This window comes from Shinella zoogloeoides, from assembly GCF_033705735.1.
GTDB lineage: Bacteria > Pseudomonadota > Alphaproteobacteria > Rhizobiales > Rhizobiaceae > Shinella > Shinella zoogloeoides_A.
Genome location: NZ_CP131131.1, coordinates 239,038 through 255,269, shown reverse-complemented (window position 1 = coordinate 255,269; position 16,232 = coordinate 239,038). Strand labels below are relative to the sequence as shown.

21 protein-coding genes are annotated in these 16,232 nt (G+C 64.8%); 8 read left to right on the top strand and 13 right to left on the bottom strand.

Annotated elements, in window-relative coordinates; genetic code table 11:
- Positions 1-139 precede the first annotated feature (139 nt).
- The 4 genes from ShzoTeo12_RS18845 to ShzoTeo12_RS18830 form a co-directional block, all read right to left on the bottom strand.
- The gene (locus tag ShzoTeo12_RS18845; protein ID WP_119254475.1) at positions 140-331 is read right to left on the bottom strand and encodes a hypothetical protein; all 192 of its coding nucleotides are present in this window, start codon (positions 329-331) and stop codon (positions 140-142) included.
- A gap of 30 nt (positions 332-361) precedes the next feature.
- On the bottom strand, positions 362-1,237 hold the full coding sequence (locus ShzoTeo12_RS18840; RefSeq protein WP_318913560.1) for a S49 family peptidase: 876 nt from the start codon (positions 1,235-1,237) through the stop codon (positions 362-364).
- A gap of 78 nt (positions 1,238-1,315) precedes the next feature.
- Positions 1,316-2,095, bottom strand: a complete 780-nt coding sequence (locus tag ShzoTeo12_RS18835) for a tRNA1(Val) (adenine(37)-N6)-methyltransferase (protein WP_318913558.1) — start codon at positions 2,093-2,095, stop codon at positions 1,316-1,318.
- 235 nt (positions 2,096-2,330) lie between these two features.
- Positions 2,331-2,552: a DUF2007 domain-containing protein gene (locus ShzoTeo12_RS18830; RefSeq protein ID WP_318913556.1), complete on the bottom strand. Its 222-nt coding sequence runs from the start codon at positions 2,550-2,552 to the stop codon at positions 2,331-2,333.
- Between the two features lie 108 nt (positions 2,553-2,660).
- Between ShzoTeo12_RS18830 and ShzoTeo12_RS18825 the strand changes: the two genes are divergently transcribed.
- The 4 genes from ShzoTeo12_RS18825 (at position 2,661) to moaB (ending at position 7,127) form a co-directional block, all read left to right on the top strand.
- Positions 2,661-3,677 (top strand): polyprenyl synthetase family protein, encoded by a 1,017-nt coding sequence (locus ShzoTeo12_RS18825; protein ID WP_119254471.1) that lies wholly within the window; start codon positions 2,661-2,663, stop codon positions 3,675-3,677.
- Positions 3,678-3,840: 163 nt separating this feature from the next.
- Positions 3,841-5,691 carry a tetratricopeptide repeat protein gene (locus ShzoTeo12_RS18820; RefSeq protein ID WP_119254470.1) on the top strand — a complete coding sequence of 617 codons (1,851 nt, stop codon included), beginning with the start codon at positions 3,841-3,843 and terminating at the stop codon, positions 5,689-5,691.
- A gap of 4 nt (positions 5,692-5,695) precedes the next feature.
- The gene (locus tag ShzoTeo12_RS18815; RefSeq protein ID WP_318913553.1) at positions 5,696-6,592 is read left to right on the top strand and encodes a 4-(cytidine 5'-diphospho)-2-C-methyl-D-erythritol kinase; all 897 of its coding nucleotides are present in this window, start codon (positions 5,696-5,698) and stop codon (positions 6,590-6,592) included.
- Positions 6,579-7,127 (top strand): molybdenum cofactor biosynthesis protein B, encoded by a 549-nt coding sequence (gene moaB / locus ShzoTeo12_RS18810; RefSeq protein ID WP_318913552.1) that lies wholly within the window; start codon positions 6,579-6,581, stop codon positions 7,125-7,127. The genes ShzoTeo12_RS18815 and moaB overlap by 14 nt, the downstream gene beginning before the upstream one ends.
- A 9-nt stretch (positions 7,128-7,136) precedes the next feature.
- Here the strand turns inward: moaB and ShzoTeo12_RS18805 are convergent, their stop codons facing one another.
- Positions 7,137-7,667 carry a glycosyl transferase gene (locus ShzoTeo12_RS18805; protein ID WP_318913551.1) on the bottom strand — a complete coding sequence of 177 codons (531 nt, stop codon included), beginning with the start codon at positions 7,665-7,667 and terminating at the stop codon, positions 7,137-7,139.
- Between the two features lie 147 nt (positions 7,668-7,814).
- On the opposite strand from ShzoTeo12_RS18805, the gene ShzoTeo12_RS18800 reads away from it, so the two are divergent.
- From ShzoTeo12_RS18800 to ShzoTeo12_RS18790, 3 genes are all read left to right on the top strand, one after another.
- A complete protein-coding gene (locus ShzoTeo12_RS18800; RefSeq protein WP_318913549.1) occupies positions 7,815-8,972 on the top strand; it encodes a PA0069 family radical SAM protein in 1,158 nt (385 codons plus the stop codon).
- Between the two features lie 291 nt (positions 8,973-9,263).
- Complete coding sequence (locus ShzoTeo12_RS18795; RefSeq protein WP_413251197.1) at positions 9,264-9,926, top strand: ribonuclease HII; 663 nt, start codon at positions 9,264-9,266, stop codon at positions 9,924-9,926.
- 108 nt (positions 9,927-10,034) lie between these two features.
- Positions 10,035-10,466, top strand: coding sequence for a nuclear transport factor 2 family protein (locus tag ShzoTeo12_RS18790; RefSeq protein ID WP_318913548.1), 432 nt, complete (start codon positions 10,035-10,037; stop codon positions 10,464-10,466).
- Between the two features lie 96 nt (positions 10,467-10,562).
- On the opposite strand, the gene ShzoTeo12_RS18785 is transcribed toward ShzoTeo12_RS18790, so the two are convergent.
- From ShzoTeo12_RS18785 to ShzoTeo12_RS18760, 6 genes are all read right to left on the bottom strand, one after another.
- Positions 10,563-11,048, bottom strand: coding sequence for a F0F1 ATP synthase subunit B (locus ShzoTeo12_RS18785; protein WP_318913547.1), 486 nt, complete (start codon positions 11,046-11,048; stop codon positions 10,563-10,565).
- Positions 11,049-11,059: 11 nt separating this feature from the next.
- Complete coding sequence (locus ShzoTeo12_RS18780; protein ID WP_318913545.1) at positions 11,060-11,695, bottom strand: F0F1 ATP synthase subunit B; 636 nt, start codon at positions 11,693-11,695, stop codon at positions 11,060-11,062.
- Between the two features lie 88 nt (positions 11,696-11,783).
- Positions 11,784-12,011, bottom strand: a complete 228-nt coding sequence (locus ShzoTeo12_RS18775) for a F0F1 ATP synthase subunit C (protein ID WP_119254462.1) — start codon at positions 12,009-12,011, stop codon at positions 11,784-11,786.
- Between the two features lie 66 nt (positions 12,012-12,077).
- Positions 12,078-12,830 carry a F0F1 ATP synthase subunit A gene (locus ShzoTeo12_RS18770; protein ID WP_119254461.1) on the bottom strand — a complete coding sequence of 251 codons (753 nt, stop codon included), beginning with the start codon at positions 12,828-12,830 and terminating at the stop codon, positions 12,078-12,080.
- 61 nt (positions 12,831-12,891) lie between these two features.
- The gene (locus tag ShzoTeo12_RS18765) at positions 12,892-13,287 is read right to left on the bottom strand and encodes an AtpZ/AtpI family protein (protein WP_119254460.1); all 396 of its coding nucleotides are present in this window, start codon (positions 13,285-13,287) and stop codon (positions 12,892-12,894) included.
- Between the two features lie 277 nt (positions 13,288-13,564).
- Positions 13,565-14,755 carry a cell wall hydrolase gene (locus ShzoTeo12_RS18760; RefSeq protein ID WP_413251179.1) on the bottom strand — a complete coding sequence of 397 codons (1,191 nt, stop codon included), beginning with the start codon at positions 14,753-14,755 and terminating at the stop codon, positions 13,565-13,567.
- Between the two features lie 307 nt (positions 14,756-15,062).
- Between ShzoTeo12_RS18760 and ShzoTeo12_RS18755 the strand changes: the two genes are divergently transcribed.
- Positions 15,063-15,365, top strand: coding sequence for a hypothetical protein (locus tag ShzoTeo12_RS18755; protein WP_318913542.1), 303 nt, complete (start codon positions 15,063-15,065; stop codon positions 15,363-15,365).
- On the opposite strand, the gene ShzoTeo12_RS18750 is transcribed toward ShzoTeo12_RS18755, so the two are convergent.
- A complete protein-coding gene (locus ShzoTeo12_RS18750; protein ID WP_318913541.1) occupies positions 15,349-15,672 on the bottom strand; it encodes a hypothetical protein in 324 nt (107 codons plus the stop codon). The two genes, ShzoTeo12_RS18755 and ShzoTeo12_RS18750, sit on opposite strands and share 17 nt — an antisense overlap.
- On the bottom strand, positions 15,656-16,108 hold the full coding sequence (locus tag ShzoTeo12_RS18745; protein ID WP_318913539.1) for a hypothetical protein: 453 nt from the start codon (positions 16,106-16,108) through the stop codon (positions 15,656-15,658). The genes ShzoTeo12_RS18750 and ShzoTeo12_RS18745 overlap by 17 nt, the downstream gene beginning before the upstream one ends.
- Positions 16,109-16,232: the final 124 nt, after the last annotated feature.

Here is a 16,232-nt window from a genome sequence, read left to right as displayed (position 1 = left end):
GCGCGCGGGCGCAACGGCGGGGAACGTCCGCAAACGGATAAATACGCCGTTAACCTTACGGGGCATGGTTAATGTGCCGGAACGGCACGAGGGGCCTCTTTCCGCCAGTCCCGCCGCAGGACGGAGGCGTGCCGCGACGCTACTCGTCGTCGCGGCGCAAACGGTATTCGCCGGTCTCCGGATCCTTGACGAGCGTGCCCGTCGCCCCGGTGCGGCGCTCCTCCTCGGTGCGGCGGCGTTGCTTGCTCAGCCGCTCGGCATCGGTCACGAACTTGCGATAGCCGTACCAGGCAAGCCCGACGACCAGAAGCAGAAAGATGATCTGGGCCATCGCCCCTCCCCTTATCGTTTTGTCGGCGCCTTAGCCGGAAAGGCCGAAGCGACCCCACAGCGCCTTTTCCTCCGCAAGGTCGGCCACCGTCGCCACACCCGCAGAGCCTATACGCTCCGCCATGTCGCCGGAAAGCCCCCCGACGCCCGGGGTCTTGCGGCCGAAGAGCCCCTTCGGCGCCGAGACGAGCTCCAGCCGCGTCTTCGGCCCGTAGCGCCGTTTCAGTTCCGAGCGCATGTCGGAGAGACCATCGACGAGGCCGAGCGCACGGCCGCGGGTGCCAGTCCAGAACAGGCCGGAGAACAGGTCCGGGTCGGCGGCAAGCCTTGCCCCGCGCCGCGCCTTCACCATGTCGATGAAGACCTGATGGATCTCGAGCTGGAGGGATTTGAGGTATTCGATCTCGTTCTCCCGCTCCGGCTGGAACGGATCGAGGATCGCCTTGTTGGTGCCGGCGGTATAGACGCGCCGCTCGACGCCGATCTTCTTCAACATTTCCGGGAAGCCGAAGCCGCCCGAGACGACGCCGATCGAGCCGACGATGGAGGTGGGATCGGCGAAGATCTCGTCGCCCGCCAGCGCGATCATGTAGCCGCCGGAAGCCGCGACGTCCTCGACGAAGACGAGCACCTGCTTGCCCTTCTCGGCCGCAAGATCGCGGATGCGCTGGAAGATCAGACGCGACTGCACCGGCGAGCCGCCGGGCGAATTGATGGAGACGGCGACCGCCGGCGCATCCTTGTAGGCGAAGGCCTTGTCCAGCGCCGTGGCGACGCCGGCGAGGTTCAGCGCCGGCCGGAACTGGCTGCCGCCCGTCATGATCGCACCCTGCAGCCGGACGACCGGAATGACGACCCCTTCCTTGCGGAACTTCTTCGGCACCAGTCTCTTCAAAAATCCGGCCATCGCGCGACCCTGTCTCCTGTTCGGTTGCCCGGCAGATGTATGCATGGCCGGAAAAAACGCAATGCCACGCCTGAAAAATCAGGCCCTCGGCAGGCGCGGATAGGCCGCAAGGCCGTTATTGAGGTCGTCGACGAAGGGGGTGAAGTCGTGCTGGCCGGGCTCGTGCATGACGAGCGGCATGCGCAGCGCAAGCTTACTGCGCGAGCCCTTGATGGCCGTGACGAGGATGCGCAGCGCCACTTCTCCGGCGTGGGCGTGGAGGGCGGTGATCTCGATGCCGCCGAAGCGGCGGCCGCAGGCGGTGATGATTTCGGCGATGGATTGCGGACGGGCGATGAGGGAGAGCTGGCCGCCGGGCTTCATGATCGCGCCCGCTGTCTTGATCCAGCGCTCGAAGAGGTCATGCTCCATCGCATGGGCTTCCGCCTTCAGGGCATCGGGCGTGCGGCTGTCGGTGCGGTCGTTGAAGGGCGGGTTCATGATGACGTGGTCGTAGACGTCGTCGAGAAGGCCGGCCGCGATGCGCGCCTTGCCGGAAAGGGAGACATCCGCCTCCAGCACCGAGACGCGGCCCGCAAGGGCGGCATTCGCGGTAAGCGCCAGCGTCTTGCGGGCAAAGCCGGCCATCAGCGGCGAGCGCTCGACAAGCGCCACCTCCGCCTTGTCAAGGCGCGAGGCGACGGCGAGGCCGGCCGCCCCCGCCCCGGCCCCGAGGTCGGCGACACGCATCGGCCCCTCACCCGCGACAAGCGCGGCGAGCAGCATCGCATCCATGCCGGAGCGATGGCCTATGCCCTTCGGCTGGACGATGTGGAAGCGGCCATAGTGGAAGGCGTCGACGGTTTCGCGGACGGTCATGGGTGGGGAGCCTTGGCGGAGAACGAGTGGGAGGCGGCACCTGGGCAGCGCCCCATGCCCCTCATCCGGCTGCCGCCACCTTCTCCCCGCAGGCGGGGAGAAGGGACAAGCGGCGAGGTTTTGGGCAAGGGCGAATGTCTTCTGACTTGGGAAAGCCGGGCGGCATTCCCCTTCTCCCCGCTTGCGGGGAGAAGGTGGCGGCAGCCGGATGAGGGGCACTTGCCCGCCCACATGCTCACGGCCGCAACTCCACCCCAAGCCCCGCATCCGTGAGGATGCGCCGTGCCTCGTCCTCACGGTCCGCCTCCACCAGGAAGCGGCGCGGCAGCATGCCGAGGGAGCCTTCGAGAATGCTCATGCCCTGGTCGGCGATGAGGCAGTGGATACCCGCCTCCTTCATCAGGCTTTCCGCAAAGGAGAGCAGGACGGCGTCGTTGGTACGGATCAGTTCGATCATTCCGGTCTTTTTCCAGCCTTAATTCCGAGGGCGGGACAATTCGCCTCTTGCCGCAGAAGGCCCCGCTTTCTATTGTCTTTCAACAAAAATGAACAGGAGTCCGGGCATTTGGGCGTCGTGATACCGCTTGAAGAAGGCAAAAACAAACAGGCATCGGTGAAGCCGCTCGTCGACCTTACGAAAGCCGACATGGAGCGGGTGAACCAGCTCATCCTGTCGAAGGCCGGTTCGGACGTGCAGATGATCCCGGAGGTCGCCAACCATCTGATCTCCTCCGGCGGCAAGCGCCTGCGTCCCATGCTGACGCTCGCGGCCGCCTCGATGTTCGGCTATGACGGCGACCACCACATCAAGCTCGCCACCAGCGTCGAGTTCATGCACACGGCGACGCTGCTGCATGACGATGTCGTGGACGAGAGCGACATGCGCCGCGGCAAGTCCACCGCCCGCATGATCTGGGGCAACCAGGCGAGCGTGCTCGTCGGTGACTTCCTGCTCGGCCAGGCCTTCAAGATGATGGTCGAGGTCGGCTCGCTGGAAGCGCTCGACGTGCTCTCCACCGCCGCCACCGTGATCGCGGAGGGCGAGGTGCTGCAGCTCTCCGTCGCCAAGAACATGGAGACGACCGAGGACGACTATCTCGAAGTCATCCGCGCCAAGACGGCCGCGCTTTTCGCCGCCGCCGCCGAAGTCGGCCCGATCATCGCCAATACCAGCCGGGCCGAGCGCAACGCGCTGAAGTCCTACGGCATGAATCTCGGCCTTGCCTTCCAGCTCGTCGACGATGCGCTGGACTATGGCGGCAAGGCCGCCGATCTCGGCAAGAACACCGGCGACGACTTCCGCGAAGGCAAGATCACGCTACCGGTCATCCTCGCCTGGCGGCGCGGCACGGCGGAAGACCGCGCCTTCTGGCGCGAGGCCATCGAGGGCGGCAACAGCGACGATGCCAATCTGGAGCGCGCGCTCGGCCTCATCACCCGCTATGGCGGCCTTGCCGACACCATCGCCCGCGCCCAGCACTACGGCATGATTGCCCGCGACGCGCTCGCCCCACTGCCGGCCTCGCCCTGGAAGGACGCGCTGCTCGAGGTCATCGACTTCTCGATCGCCCGCGTCAGCTGACCCGGCCCGCGAAAACGCGGGCGGCAGGATTTTCTTGCCGCACCGCGCCAAAAAAGCCATTCTCTGCCGTCACGAGTCCGTGACTGATTTGGGCGCCATCGTGGCACGATGTGCCATGCGCGGCTCGGGGCGAACTCCATACCTTCCGGCGAAAGGCATTTTGATGCGGCATTCCCTTCTCCTTCGGCTTCTTTCCGGCGTGGCGATTGCGGCCAGCATCGCGCTCACCGGTCCTCTGGCGGCATTCGCGGAGGACAAGCCCGCAGCAGCGGCCACAGCCGCCGCGGAGGAAACGCCGTTCGATCCGCTCAGCGTCAACACCTTCTCGGGCGCGTTCCTCGCCGCCCGCACCGCGGATTTCGACAAGGACTACGAGACCGCCGTCACGCTCTACAAGATCGCGCTGCAGTTCGACCCGACCAATTCGGACGTCAAGCAGCGCCTGATGGTAACGCACCTGATGAACGGCGACTTCTCCGAAGGCGTGAAGCTCGCCGACACGCTGAAGAACGATCCGGCCGTCGAGCGCATCACCTCGGTCGTGCGCGCCATGGAGGCGATCCGCAAGCGCGAATACAAGACCGCGGAAAAGATCCTCGCCTACAAGGGCCCGAACGATCTCGACCGCATGATGAACGACCTGCTGCTTGCCTGGGCCAAGTTCGGCGACGGCAAGCCGAAGGAAGCGCTGAAGCTCATCAGCGGCATGCAAGGACCGGAATGGCTCGCCATCTTCAAGAACTACCATGCCGGCGCGCTGGCGGCTGCCGCGGGAGATAAGACGACGGCCCGCGCACGGCTCAACGAGGCGATCCTCGACCGTAACGGCGCGAGCGCCGCGCCCGACACGTTCCTGCGCGCCGTGATGGCGCTGGCGCGGCTGGAAGCGCGCGAGGGCAACAGGCAGAAGGCGCTCGACGCGGTTTCCGTCGGCGACAACTTCGTCAACAGCTATGCGCCGCTGAAGGCGCTTCGCCAGAGCATCGAGGCCGGCGACAAGCAGGAGCAGCAGGTACGCACCGCCGCGCAGGGCGCCGCCGCCGTGCTCTTCTCCATTGGCGGGGCGCTGAACCGCGAGGGCGCGGAAGACATCGTCTCGCTCTATCTGCAGGCCGCCCACGCGCTCGATCCCGACAGCGACGATGTGCTGGTGCTTCTGGGCGGCCTTGCCGAGACCCAGAAGAAGCCGGAAAAGGCGATCGAATATTACCGCGCCGTGCCGGAAAAGTCGCCGATGCGCCGCATTTCCGAGCTGCAGCTCGGCCTCAACCTCAACGACACCGGCAAGCCCGACGATGCCAGGAAGCATCTTCAGGAGCTGATCGATGCCGATCCCTCCGACCTGCGCTCCTATCTGGCGCTCGGCAGTGTGCTTTCCGACGCCAAGGACTACAAGGCGATGGGCGCGCTCTACGACAAGGCCGTCGACGTCATCGGCTCCGTGCCGCAGCGCACCCATTGGACCATCTTCTTCCAGCGCGGCATCGCCTATGAACGCCTGAAGGAATGGGACAAGGCCGAGCCCAACTTCCGCAAGGCGCTGGAGCTCAATCCGGACCAGCCGCAGGTGCTGAACTATCTCGGCTATTCCTGGGTGGACATGAACCTGAACCTCGACGAGGGCCTGGACATGATCCGCAAGGCGGTGAGCCTCAAGCCCGACGACGGCTATATCGTCGATTCGCTCGGCTGGGCCTATTATCGCATGGGCCGCTTCGATGACGCGGTGGCGGAACTGGAACGGGCGGCCGAACTCAAGGCCGGCGACCCGACCATCAACGATCACCTGGGCGATGCCTACTGGCGCGTCGGCCGCAAGCTGGAAGCCACCTTCCAGTGGAACCGCGCGCTCGGCCTGAAGCCGGAAGAAGCGGAGATACCCAAGATCAAACTGAAGGTCGAGAACGGCCTGCCGGACCTGCCGAAAACCGTCCCTGCCTCCGCGGAAGCCAAGGACGACAAGCCCGCGCAGAACACCTCGCCGGAAGGCAAGGCGACAGACCGCAAGTCCTGACGCGATGCTCGCCGAAAGCCTTTCGGGCTTTGCCGTTGTCGAACCGGCACCGGCCAAGATCAACCTCGCGCTCGCCGTGGTCGGCCGGCGCGAGGATGGCTACCACCTCCTCGACAGTCTCGTGACCTTCGCCGCCTTCGGCGACCGCATCGGCCTGTCGCCCGCGGCCGAAGACCGCTTCACGCTTTCCGGCCGCTTTTCCGAGACCCTTGCTGCAGAGGGCGACAACCTCGTCATCCGTGCTCGGGACCGCCTGCGCGCTGCGTTCGCCCGGCACGGCAAGGCCGCCCCGCCCGTCCACATCCATCTCGAAAAGAACCTGCCCATCGCCTCCGGCATCGGCGGCGGCTCGGCGGATGCGGCGGCGACGCTGCGCGCTCTTGAGGCGCTCTGGCAGACCCGCCTGCCGCACGGGGAGCGCGAGGCGCTCGCCCTCGGGCTCGGCGCGGACGTGCCGATGTGCCTTGCCGGCCGCCCGCTGATCGCCCGCGGCATCGGCGAGGATATCACGCCCCTCGCCCTGCCGGCGCTGGCGATGGTGCTGGTCAATCCGCTGGTCGGCGTTTCCACGCCCGCGGTCTTCAAGGCGCTCGCCTCCCGACACAATCCGCCGCTCGTCATGAACGACGCGCCTGCCGGCTGGCTCGATGCCATCGGCGGCCTGCGCAACGACCTAGAGCCTCCCGCCCGCGACCTCTGCCCGGAGATTTCCCTGGTCGCGGAAAGCCTTGCCGCGACGGATGCACGCGTGGTGCGCATGTCCGGTTCCGGCGCCACCTGCTTCGCGCTATATACGAGCGAGGCGGCGGCGGAAGCGGCGGCGGCGATGCTGGCGCAGCGCCATCCCCGCTGGTTCGTCACCGCCACCCGGACAATCGGAGGCAGCGATGGCGAAGCTTGACGAAACGAGACCCTTCATTCCCGTCGGCATCGCCGTGCTCACGGTCTCCGATACGCGAACGCCCGAGACCGACCGCTCCGGCGATACGCTCGCCGCACGCATCGCCGATGCCGGCCACCGCCTCGTCGCCCGCGCCATCGCGCCGGACGATGTCGGCGCGATCCGCGCCCGGGTGGAGGCTTGGACGCGTGAGGAGGCGATCGATGTGATCATCACCACCGGCGGCACCGGCTTTACCGGCCGCGACGTGACGCCGGAGGCGCTGGAGCCGATCTTCGAGAAGCGCATGGACGGCTTTTCCGAGGTCTTCCACCGCATCTCCTACGACAAGATCGGTACCTCGACGATCCAGTCGCGCGCGACCGGCGGCGTCCTCAACGCCACCTTCGTCTTCGTGCTGCCGGGCTCGCCCGGCGCCTGCAAGGACGCCTGGGACGGCATCCTCAAGGCGCAGCTCGACTATCGCCACATGCCCTGCAATTTCGTGGAAATCATGCCGCGCCTCGACGAGCATCTGAAACGCTCGCCCGGCTGACCGCACTCTCTAATTCTGTGTTTTAACGCGCATCGCTTTCACCGCCCAAGTAGGCACGATCTCGGCGACAAGCTCGCGCACCGCCCGGCCGTTGGCGATGTCCGCCAGCGCCATGCCCGGGCGCAGGCCCGCCGCCGCCGTGCGCTTGCTGACGAGATAGCCCTGTTCGAGCAGCGACCTGCGGCCGATCCGCTGGAGGAAGCTCCGGCGATGGTTGCGGGAAGCGGCGAAGCGCGCCGGCTTCAGATCGATCGCGACATGGTCGGTGACGGCGTCCACCCAGCCCGCCAGCGGCCGGGCACCGGGCTCCAGCAGCAGAAGCCAGTCGCCGCGCGCCGACTGCACCACGTCCTTCAGGTCCCAATCCGTCAGAAACCGGCAACCGGCAGCGTCGGCCACCCGCGCCGAGCCATCGGTCGAACCGTGGTCGAGCACGATCACGTCACGTACCACGCCTTCGACCGCGCCCGCCACCAGCGCGGAAAGCGTCTGCGCCAGTTCCGCCTCGTCGTTGTGGCATTCCATGATGATCGTCAGCATTCCTTCCCATACCGCATCGCAGCATCGATTGCCACCATCCGGCCGCCCTGCCGGGCGGAACGGAAATTTGTTCTTGCAATGTTCTCATTTCGGCGATAGGAATATAGTCATTGAATCGGGGCGAGACGGCCCCGCCCGGAGACAGCCATGAACGATCTTGTGAGCCTCAGGCAGGGCGCATTGGCGCCCGGCCACACGAAGGACGTTGCCGATGCGCTGATGGCGCAGACGGGCATGCGGGTCGACGGCGATCGGCGGCGCGGCCGCGCAGCAAGCCTCAATTTCACCGGCCGTTTCGAGCCGGTGACGCGCGAGACATTCGACGACGGCTGGCAGACGCTGGAGGAGCTTCCCCCCTTCCGCACGGAGGTGCAGGTCGAGAAGCCCCGCACGATCATCACCCGCAACGAATCGCCGGACATTCCCTTCGACCGCTCGATCAATCCCTATCGCGGCTGCGAGCATGGCTGCATCTACTGCTTCGCCCGGCCGACCCATGCCTTCATGGGCCTTTCCGCCGGCCTCGACTTCGAGGCGAAGCTCTTTGCCAAGCCCGATGCGCCGAAGCTTTTGGAGCGCGAACTTTCCAGGCCCGGCTACAAGCCGCGCGTCATCGCCATCGGCACCAATACGGACCCCTACCAGCCGATCGAGAAGGAGTGGCGCATCATGCGGCAGATCCTCGACGTGCTGGATAAAGCGAACCATCCGGTCTCCATCGTCACCAAGTCGGCGCTGGTCATGCGCGACATCGACATCCTCTCGCGCATGGCGGCGCGCGGGCTCGCCTGGGTCGGCATGTCCGTCACCACGCTCGACCGCAAGCTCGCGCGCACCATGGAGCCGCGCGCCGCGACCCCGCCGCGCCGGCTGGAGGCGATCCGCGCGCTGTCGGAAGCCGGCATCCCGACGGCGATCATGATGGCGCCGATCATCCCCGGCCTCAACGACCACGAGATCGAGCGGGTGCTCGATTCGGGCAAGGCGGCGGGCGCGCTCGAAGCGAGCTACGTACTCCTCCGCCTGCCGCTGGAGGTAAGCCCGCTCTTCCGCGACTGGCTGCTTCGCAACTACCCGGACCGCTACCGCCATGTCATGTCGCTGGTGCGCTCCATGCGCGGCGGCAAGGATTACGACGCCGAGTTCGGCAAGCGGATGAAGGGCGCCGGCCCCTATGCCTGGCAGATCGCCCGCCGCTTCGAAATGACTGCCAAGCGGCTGGATCTGACCCGCACCCGCCGCAACCTCGCCATCGACCAGTTCATCCCGCCCTCGGGCAGCGGCGTGCAGCTTTCGCTGCTGTAAATCCGCATCGCAGGCGAGGGATGTGTCGCCACACATCTCTCTCCGGCAAGCCTATCGCCATGGGATTGGACCTCGCCATTCCTCCTTTTCCCTTCGGGGAGAAGGCTGCCCGAAAGACCGGATGAGGGGGCCACACAGCTAACGGCGTCAATTTGAATATGTCCTCCGGCCCGGTAGCGGGCCGGCCTCGGCAGAACCGCTTTCCGGCCCGCGCCATCCCCTGGGCGCCCCGGAAGCTCCTCTGGCGCGCCGCATCCGCCGGAGGACTTGCAGGGAATCGGACGGATGTGCATGGTCTCCGCCATGGCCAAGAGCATATCCTCCGATTCCCGCCTCCTTTTCGACATGCCCGAAGGGCCCGATTTCTCGATGGAGATCGCGGCCCGCAAGCGGGGCCTGTGGCCGGTCGCCGGCACGGACGAAGCCGGGCGCGGCCCGCTCGCCGGCCCCGTCGTCGCCGCCGCCGTGGTGCTCGACCCGGACAATATCCCGCCCGGCCTCCACGATTCCAAGCAGCTGAGCGCGGCAAAACGTGAGTTGCTTTTCGCGCTCATCATGCAGAGCGCCTTCGTCTCTGTCGCCTCCAGCTCTTCGCGCCGTATCGACGTCATCGATATCCGCAAGGCCAGCCTCGACGCCATGCGCCGGGCGGTCGCCGGCCTGGAGGTCGCACCGAAGCTGGTCCTGACGGACGGCCGCGACGTGCCACCGGGGCTCGCCTGCGAAGGCCGCGCCGTCGTCAAGGGCGATGCGCTCTCCGTCTCCATCGCCGCGGCCTCCATCGTCGCCAAGGTCATGCGCGACCGCATGATGGCCCGCGCCGAAGCCACCTTCCCCGGCTACGGCTTCGCCATCCACGCCGGCTACGCCACGGAAGTCCACCGCAAGGCCATCGCATCGATAGGGCCGTGCCGCCTCCATCGCATGAGCTTCCGGCCGCTGAAGCAGGACTGACGCGCCGAGCCATACGGAGTCTACGGAACCCGCCGTTGGCCGGCCCCCTCCCTACACGCGTCTTCCTCGACTATGTTTTACTTGGAACGGGCGATCTGGAGCCACGCTATGGAGAAGGCTGTAAGGCGACTATTCGAGCGGTACGAACGCTTTTTCAACCGCTCTCTGGGCGGCAAGTCGGACATGAGCGAACTCGCATCGCTTTATGCTTCCGAGTTCATAGGCGCCGCTCCCGCCGGGGTAAGAACCGGGAAGAACGACGATCAATTCAGGCGAGGCATGACGCAGGGCCATGATCACTACCGCGCGATCGGGACGAAGGAAATGCGGATACGCGATATCCGCCTGTCCCCGATCGATGAGCATCATTGCATGGCCCATGTTGCCTGGACCGCCACCTATGCGCGGACAGATCGGCCGGACGTCAACATAGATTTTGACGTTCACTATCTGGTTCAGGCGCTGGACGGAGAGCCGAAGATTTTCGGCTGGATATCGGGTGACGAACAGGCGCTTTTGAAGAAGCATGGCATAGCCTGAACTTCAGCGGCGGATCAGTCACAATCGGCGAAGCAGCCGCCAATACAAAAAGGCCGCCCTCGGGCGGCCTTTCTAAATCGTTCTGCGAAAGGCACCTCAGTTGAGGCGGGCCTTCACTTCCTTGACGGCGTTGTCGAAAAGCGTCTTGCCGGTGGTCGCATCCGCCTTGGCGGTGATGACCTTCTCGGCAGCGGCGACAGCGAGGTCGACGGCGGCAGCGCGCACGGCGTTGATCGCGTCGGCTTCCGCCTGCTTGATCTTCTGCTCGGAGAGCGCCGTGCGGCGGGCGACGTATTCCTCGGTCTTCTGCTTGGCTTCGGCGGTCAGCGCGCTCGCCTCGCGTTCAGCGGCGGCGACGATGCTGGCGGCTTCCGCCTCGGCATCCTTGCGCTTGCGCTGGTACTCTGCGAGCAGGTGCTGGGCTTCCTCACGAAGACGCTTGGCTTCCGCCAGCTCGTTCTGGATCTTCTCGGCGCGGGCGTCGAGACCCTTGGCCATCATGCCCGGAACCTTGAGATAGGCGATGAGGGCCAGGAACAGCAGGAGGCCGACAAAGGCGTAGAATGTTGCGTCGAATTCCATCGAAACCTCCCTTATTCGCCTGCGACCGTCTTCACGGCGGAAGCGATCTCGGCCTTGGTGGCCTTGGCGCCGATCAGCTGTTCGACGACGGCGGCCGTGGTTTCCTCGGCGATGGAGCCGACATCGGCAAGCGCCTTGGCCTTGATTTCGGCGATGCGGTTCTCGGCACCGGCAATCTTGTCCTGCAGCGAGGCTTCGATCTTGGCGCGCTCGGCATCGGCCTTGGCCTTGGCTTCGTCGCGGGCGGTCGAGGCGATGGCGTTGCCCTTGGCACGGGCGCTCGCGAGGTCCTGCTCGTAGGACGCGATCGCGGCATCCGCTTCCGCCTTCAGGCGTGCGGCTTCGTCGAGATCCTGCGCGATGCGGTCGTGACGCGTCTCGAGGATGCCGCCGATGCGCGGAATGACGACCTTCGACATGAGAAGGTAGAAAAGACCGAAGGTGATCGCCAGCCACAGGAGCTGCGATGCGAATGTGGTCTGGTCGAAAGGCGGGAAGACGCCGGTGGCGTGCTCTTCACCATGTGCGACACCAGTTTCGGTGTGCACTTCGCCTGCCGGCTGGGCCTCATGCGTGGTAACGGCAGGAGTCTCGGCCTGGGCGATTTCGAAAGGGGTGGACTCGGCCGACGCCGGGGTCACGGACATGCTCACCTCCAGGGGGCACTCTCAATCATGTACTCAAGCGTACGGTGGACCACGGCCCAAGGGGCCATGGTCCGATCCTCTGCCGATATCAGACGGCGAAGAGGAGGAGGAGAGCGATGAGCAGCGAGAAGATGCCCAGAGCTTCCGTAACGGCGAAGCCGAATACGAGACGGCCGAACTGGCTGTCAGCAGCAGACGGGTTGCGCAGAGCGCCGGAGAGGTAGTTGCCGAAGATGTTGCCGAGGCCGAGAGCCGTGCCGGCAAGACCGAACGTGGCAAGACCTGCGCCGATGAACTTTGCTGCTTCCGCTTCCATGTTGAACTCCTTGAATGGGTTGTTGCGGCTTATGAGCGACGCCCGAGGGCGCCGACGACTGTTTCCTTAGTGACCACCCGGATGCACGGCATCGTTGAGGTACATGCATGTCAGAACTGCGAAGACATAGGCCTGCAGGAACGACACGAGGAATTCGAGACCGGTCAGGGCGACGGTCATGAGAAGGGGCAGGACGGCGCCTGCGACACCCACGGCGCCGAGGGCGCTCAGCGAGGTGACGAAGCCGGCGAAGACCTTCAGCGTGATGTGACCCGCCAGCATGTTGGCGAAGAGACGGATCGAGAGGCTGATCGGGCGCGAGAGGAACGAGATGACCTCGATCGAGACGACCAGCGGAAGAAGCGCGCCGGGCACGCCGGAGGGCACGAAGAGCTTGAGGAAGCCGAAGCCGTGCTTGTAGAAACCGTAGACGATGACCGTGCCGATGACGAGGATCGCCAGGGCGAAGGTGACGATGATCTGGCTGGTGACCGTGAAGAAATAGGGCATCATGCCGATGAGGTTCGCCGTCAGCACGAACATGAAGAGCGAGAAGACGAACGGGAAGAACTTCATCCCGTGGCTGCCCGCCCCTTCCCTCAGCATCGAGGCGATGAACTCGTAGGACATTTCCGAGACCGACTGCATGCGGCTCGGCACGAGGCCGCGCTGGCCCGTGGTGAAATAGAGGAAGCCCGCGGCGACCGCGACGGTGGCGACCATGAACAGCGAGGAATTGGTGAACGAGAAATCGATGCCGCCGATTTCGATCGGAACAATCTTGTTGACCAGGAACTGATGGGTCGGATCGTTGGACACCGCTTATCTCTCTCGCTTGCCCGCCTTGCGGCGGAAGTCACCCACTATAGGGACCACGCCGTCAGGCGCCGTCCTTCGTCTCGGTTTCGTCCCGCCTGCCGCCGGCCTTGCCGGGCTCTCGCCCCGCCAGCCTGTCGACCGGGTGGGGCGATGCCACCATGCCAGCCGCGCGCATCACGTTCAGAACGCCGGCACCGAAGCCAAGGAGCAGGAAAACGATCATCCCCCAAGGCCCTGTACCCGCAAAATGGTCCAAAAGATAGCCCAGAAGCGCCCCGACGATGACGGCTGCGACGAACTCGCTCGAGAGCTTCATGGCGACCGCGTAGCCCGTACGGCTCTCGGCTGCCCTCGCCTCGGCGGCTGCATCCGCCCCGTCTGTCTTGCGCCGCTCCGCGAGTTCCGCGTCGAGGCGCTTCAGCCGGTCTTCCAGACTTTCCTTTTGCTGATCGGTCATGGCGCCCTCCTCGTCTTTCTCCGCCGGTGCATTCGCCCCATTGCGGACATATTAAAGGCTAGGCTGCAAGCCATATCCGACCCCTTTTGAAGTCGGGCGCAACATAGTTTTAGGTGCCGGTATAGTCAAGGCATGGCGAAGCTTTGCGCAACACCAAAAATATCGAACAATATCAGTTAATTAACAGGATTCACGCGGAGGCCGCGACTCTCCGCCCCGGGAATCGCGCGCGGTGTGGCACGGACTCACCACACCCGCCGGACGATCGGCAGGCCTCTCAGCTCCAGCCGCCGCCATAGGTGCGGTAGAAGATGTGCTTGCCGATCTTGGCCACGCGCTTCATCGTCCGCCCCCAGGGCGGGTTCACATAGGTCGCGTGGTAGTGGGTGGCCGAGCCGACGTCGTCGAGCCAGATCTTGCCGGCGGTGACGGCCATGGCGACTTCCTTCGCCGTCTTCCAGTTCCAGGGCGACAGGATCAGGTCGGGAATGCGGTCGCAGGCGAAGGAGAACTGGCAGCGGCCGCGCCAGTTTTCGTTCTGGTAGACGACGCCGCAGATGGTTTTCGGATAGGCGGGATTGCGCACGCGGTTGAGGATGACCTGCGCGACGGCGGCCTGGCCCTTCACCTCCTCGCCGCGCGCCTCGAAATAGATGCCTTCGGCAAGGCACTTCTGTTCCTTGGCGCTGAACACCTCCGCCGGCAGGGCCGTTGCGGCCCAGGCGTGATCGTCGGGGGAGATGTCGGGAATGAAGCGGCCGAGTTCCGCCTTGGGCTTCAGGATCGAATCGAAAGGCGATTCCCGGGCATAGTCCGGCCCGACGGGGGCATAGGCGGTGGCGAGCACGTCGGCCTTGTCGTTGGTGACGAGGCTGGCGAGCATGGGCGAGACGCCCGGATCCTTGTGCGCGGCCTTCTTCTTGTAGAAGGCAGTGGCGATGGCGATCTCCTTGCCCTTGATCTGCGGCTTGGCGAAAGCCATGCGCTCCTCGGCGTCGAAGACCGGCGAAAGCAGCGAGCTGGTGCGCTCCAGGATCGAGCCGGCGGCAAAGCCCTTCGGCGGCAGGACGGGCAGGACGGCGATGATGCGGCCCTTCTTGTCGCGACGGTTGACGCGTTCCTCGTCGGGAATTCCGCCCTTGCCCTTGTCTTCGCTGAGCACCGCCGCCTTGACGCCGCCCGGCAGGTCCACCCCGGCCCCGCTCTCGATGCCGCCGGTGGTCATGGCGTCGGCGAAGTCGATCTCGATCTCGTGCACGGAGCCGGCAGGCGAGCGCGTCAGCACCATGGTCTGATTGCCGCCCTTGCGGTTGAGGCCGGCAAGATAGGTGGCAAGGTCGGTCCTTGCCGATTCGGTGGGAACGATGGCGGCAAGGCCGAGCCCGAGCGCCAGAGGGACTTTCCATTCCCGCTTCAGATACGCAAAGAAGCGGCCTGCCTTGGCATGACGAATGCTACGCTTACGCAACTGTCTACTCCGCACGCATGTGCAGGCCCCCGCGCCGACGGCTCGCCGGCGTGTTCTCCTGCCCGGAACTGTTCGATAGGAGCCTGCCGCGCCGAGGCACGGGCCCAAAGCGGCTCGTTGTCAGGGTAAAATGAAGCATTAACCTTGATGGTACGTTAACAAAAAATCGCTTTGCGCGTTGATTCCGTTAACGAATAGTAAATGTGCCCCCGCACTTATGCGCTTGGCTCGTCTATTGATTCCATTGGCGAATCCATTGCCATCCCCGCACCTTGACACTCTTTTTGACAGCGTATGTCATGTGCCTATGACCGATCCCTACCAGCCCCGCTACCAATGGCGCAGGACGCAACTAGACGAGAACGATCCTCCGACCGATCTCGACTGGTGCGGATTTGATGGAGTGGCCTATATTGGCAGGATCAGGAAAGACACGGCGGGGCCGACGGCCGGCAAATGGCAGTGGGCGGCGGCGTATCCCCGCGAGCTACGTGACAAGAGGATATTGCCGAACACCGGCTTTGTAGATACAGCCAGGATTGCCACGCAGATGGTGGAAGAGTTCTGGGATAGGTGCATCGAGAAGATAGAGGCTAACCGCGCCGACTGATCTCTCTCTGGATGCGCAGCTCTTCCCGAATCCTGTCAAGCTCGATCGCCATATGGGTTTCGGTCTTCGTCATTTCCTCGCCGACCTCGACAAGGTTCCTCACCGCCGCGACGAGTTTCCCAACCTCCTCCGTCAGTCTGTTGAGGGCGGATGGATCGACAATAACGGCGGCCACCTGGGCCTTATCTGTTGCAGGAGTGGATTTCTGCCCCTGCCACAACCCGAGGCGTTGAACCGCGAATATCACCGCCAGCACCGCTCCGAACGTAATAAGGGCGGCCGGCGGTAGCTCAGCCAGCTTTTCCATTCAGTCTCTCCCCTTGGTCGCGAGCCGCGCGATGGATGTTGACAAGCTCGCCGACCGCGAAGAGCGGATATATGGCGAGCCAAAGGCTCACGACATCAGAGGATGCAAAGCCATAGGATATACCGGACCAGATGAGACATCCGATACCGGCAGAGAATTGCCGTATCTGCGGAGTGACTTCCTTCTTCGCCCCATTGATGATCAATCCCATGAGGCGGGCAAAGCCGATGATGAGCATGAACCAGCCCATCATATCCTCGGAAGGGACCACGGCCCGAAAAGCCGAGAACGCTGGCTGGTTGAACGTAGCGACCGGCAAAAGAAGGACATAGCCGGCAAGGACCATGTGTCCGGCATAAAACCATTCCATCATCCTCGGGCCGAAGCGATGCGATATCCTGATCCACAGACCAGGCGTTCCGATCTCGCCCGTCATTTTGACGCCTCATCGTGCCTGGCGCATTCGTCTCGCGTCCACGTGTGCGACCCGCATAACCCGGCAACAGTATCGTCTATCTTGTCCTGATCGCCAGCGGTTGCCCCGCGCGCGCCGATCAGGG

Coding starts and splice junctions, on each gene's coding strand:
- ShzoTeo12_RS18830 (WP_318913556.1), bottom strand. CDS start 2,552: ATGATCGAACTGATCCGTACCAACGACGCCGTCCTGCTCTCCTTTGCG.
- ShzoTeo12_RS18785 (WP_318913547.1), bottom strand. CDS start 11,048: ATGGAATTCGACGCAACATTCTACGCCTTTGTCGGCCTCCTGCTGTTC.
- ShzoTeo12_RS18815 (WP_318913553.1), top strand. CDS start 5,696: ATGCTCGCCGAAAGCCTTTCGGGCTTTGCCGTTGTCGAACCGGCACCG.
- ShzoTeo12_RS18820 (WP_119254470.1), top strand. CDS start 3,841: ATGCGGCATTCCCTTCTCCTTCGGCTTCTTTCCGGCGTGGCGATTGCG.
- ShzoTeo12_RS18790 (WP_318913548.1), top strand. CDS start 10,035: ATGGAGAAGGCTGTAAGGCGACTATTCGAGCGGTACGAACGCTTTTTC.
- ShzoTeo12_RS18755 (WP_318913542.1), top strand. CDS start 15,063: ATGACCGATCCCTACCAGCCCCGCTACCAATGGCGCAGGACGCAACTA.
- ShzoTeo12_RS18840 (WP_318913560.1), bottom strand. CDS start 1,237: ATGGCCGGATTTTTGAAGAGACTGGTGCCGAAGAAGTTCCGCAAGGAA.
- ShzoTeo12_RS18780 (WP_318913545.1), bottom strand. CDS start 11,695: ATGTCCGTGACCCCGGCGTCGGCCGAGTCCACCCCTTTCGAAATCGCC.
- ShzoTeo12_RS18795 (WP_413251197.1), top strand. CDS start 9,264: ATGGTCTCCGCCATGGCCAAGAGCATATCCTCCGATTCCCGCCTCCTT.
- ShzoTeo12_RS18765 (WP_119254460.1), bottom strand. CDS start 13,287: ATGACCGATCAGCAAAAGGAAAGTCTGGAAGACCGGCTGAAGCGCCTC.
- ShzoTeo12_RS18845 (WP_119254475.1), bottom strand. CDS start 331: ATGGCCCAGATCATCTTTCTGCTTCTGGTCGTCGGGCTTGCCTGGTAC.
- ShzoTeo12_RS18805 (WP_318913551.1), bottom strand. CDS start 7,667: ATGCTGACGATCATCATGGAATGCCACAACGACGAGGCGGAACTGGCG.
- ShzoTeo12_RS18745 (WP_318913539.1), bottom strand. CDS start 16,108: ATGACGGGCGAGATCGGAACGCCTGGTCTGTGGATCAGGATATCGCAT.
- ShzoTeo12_RS18835 (WP_318913558.1), bottom strand. CDS start 2,095: ATGACCGTCCGCGAAACCGTCGACGCCTTCCACTATGGCCGCTTCCAC.
- ShzoTeo12_RS18800 (WP_318913549.1), top strand. CDS start 7,815: ATGAACGATCTTGTGAGCCTCAGGCAGGGCGCATTGGCGCCCGGCCAC.
- moaB (WP_318913552.1), top strand. CDS start 6,579: ATGGCGAAGCTTGACGAAACGAGACCCTTCATTCCCGTCGGCATCGCC.
- ShzoTeo12_RS18775 (WP_119254462.1), bottom strand. CDS start 12,011: ATGGAAGCGGAAGCAGCAAAGTTCATCGGCGCAGGTCTTGCCACGTTC.
- ShzoTeo12_RS18750 (WP_318913541.1), bottom strand. CDS start 15,672: ATGGAAAAGCTGGCTGAGCTACCGCCGGCCGCCCTTATTACGTTCGGA.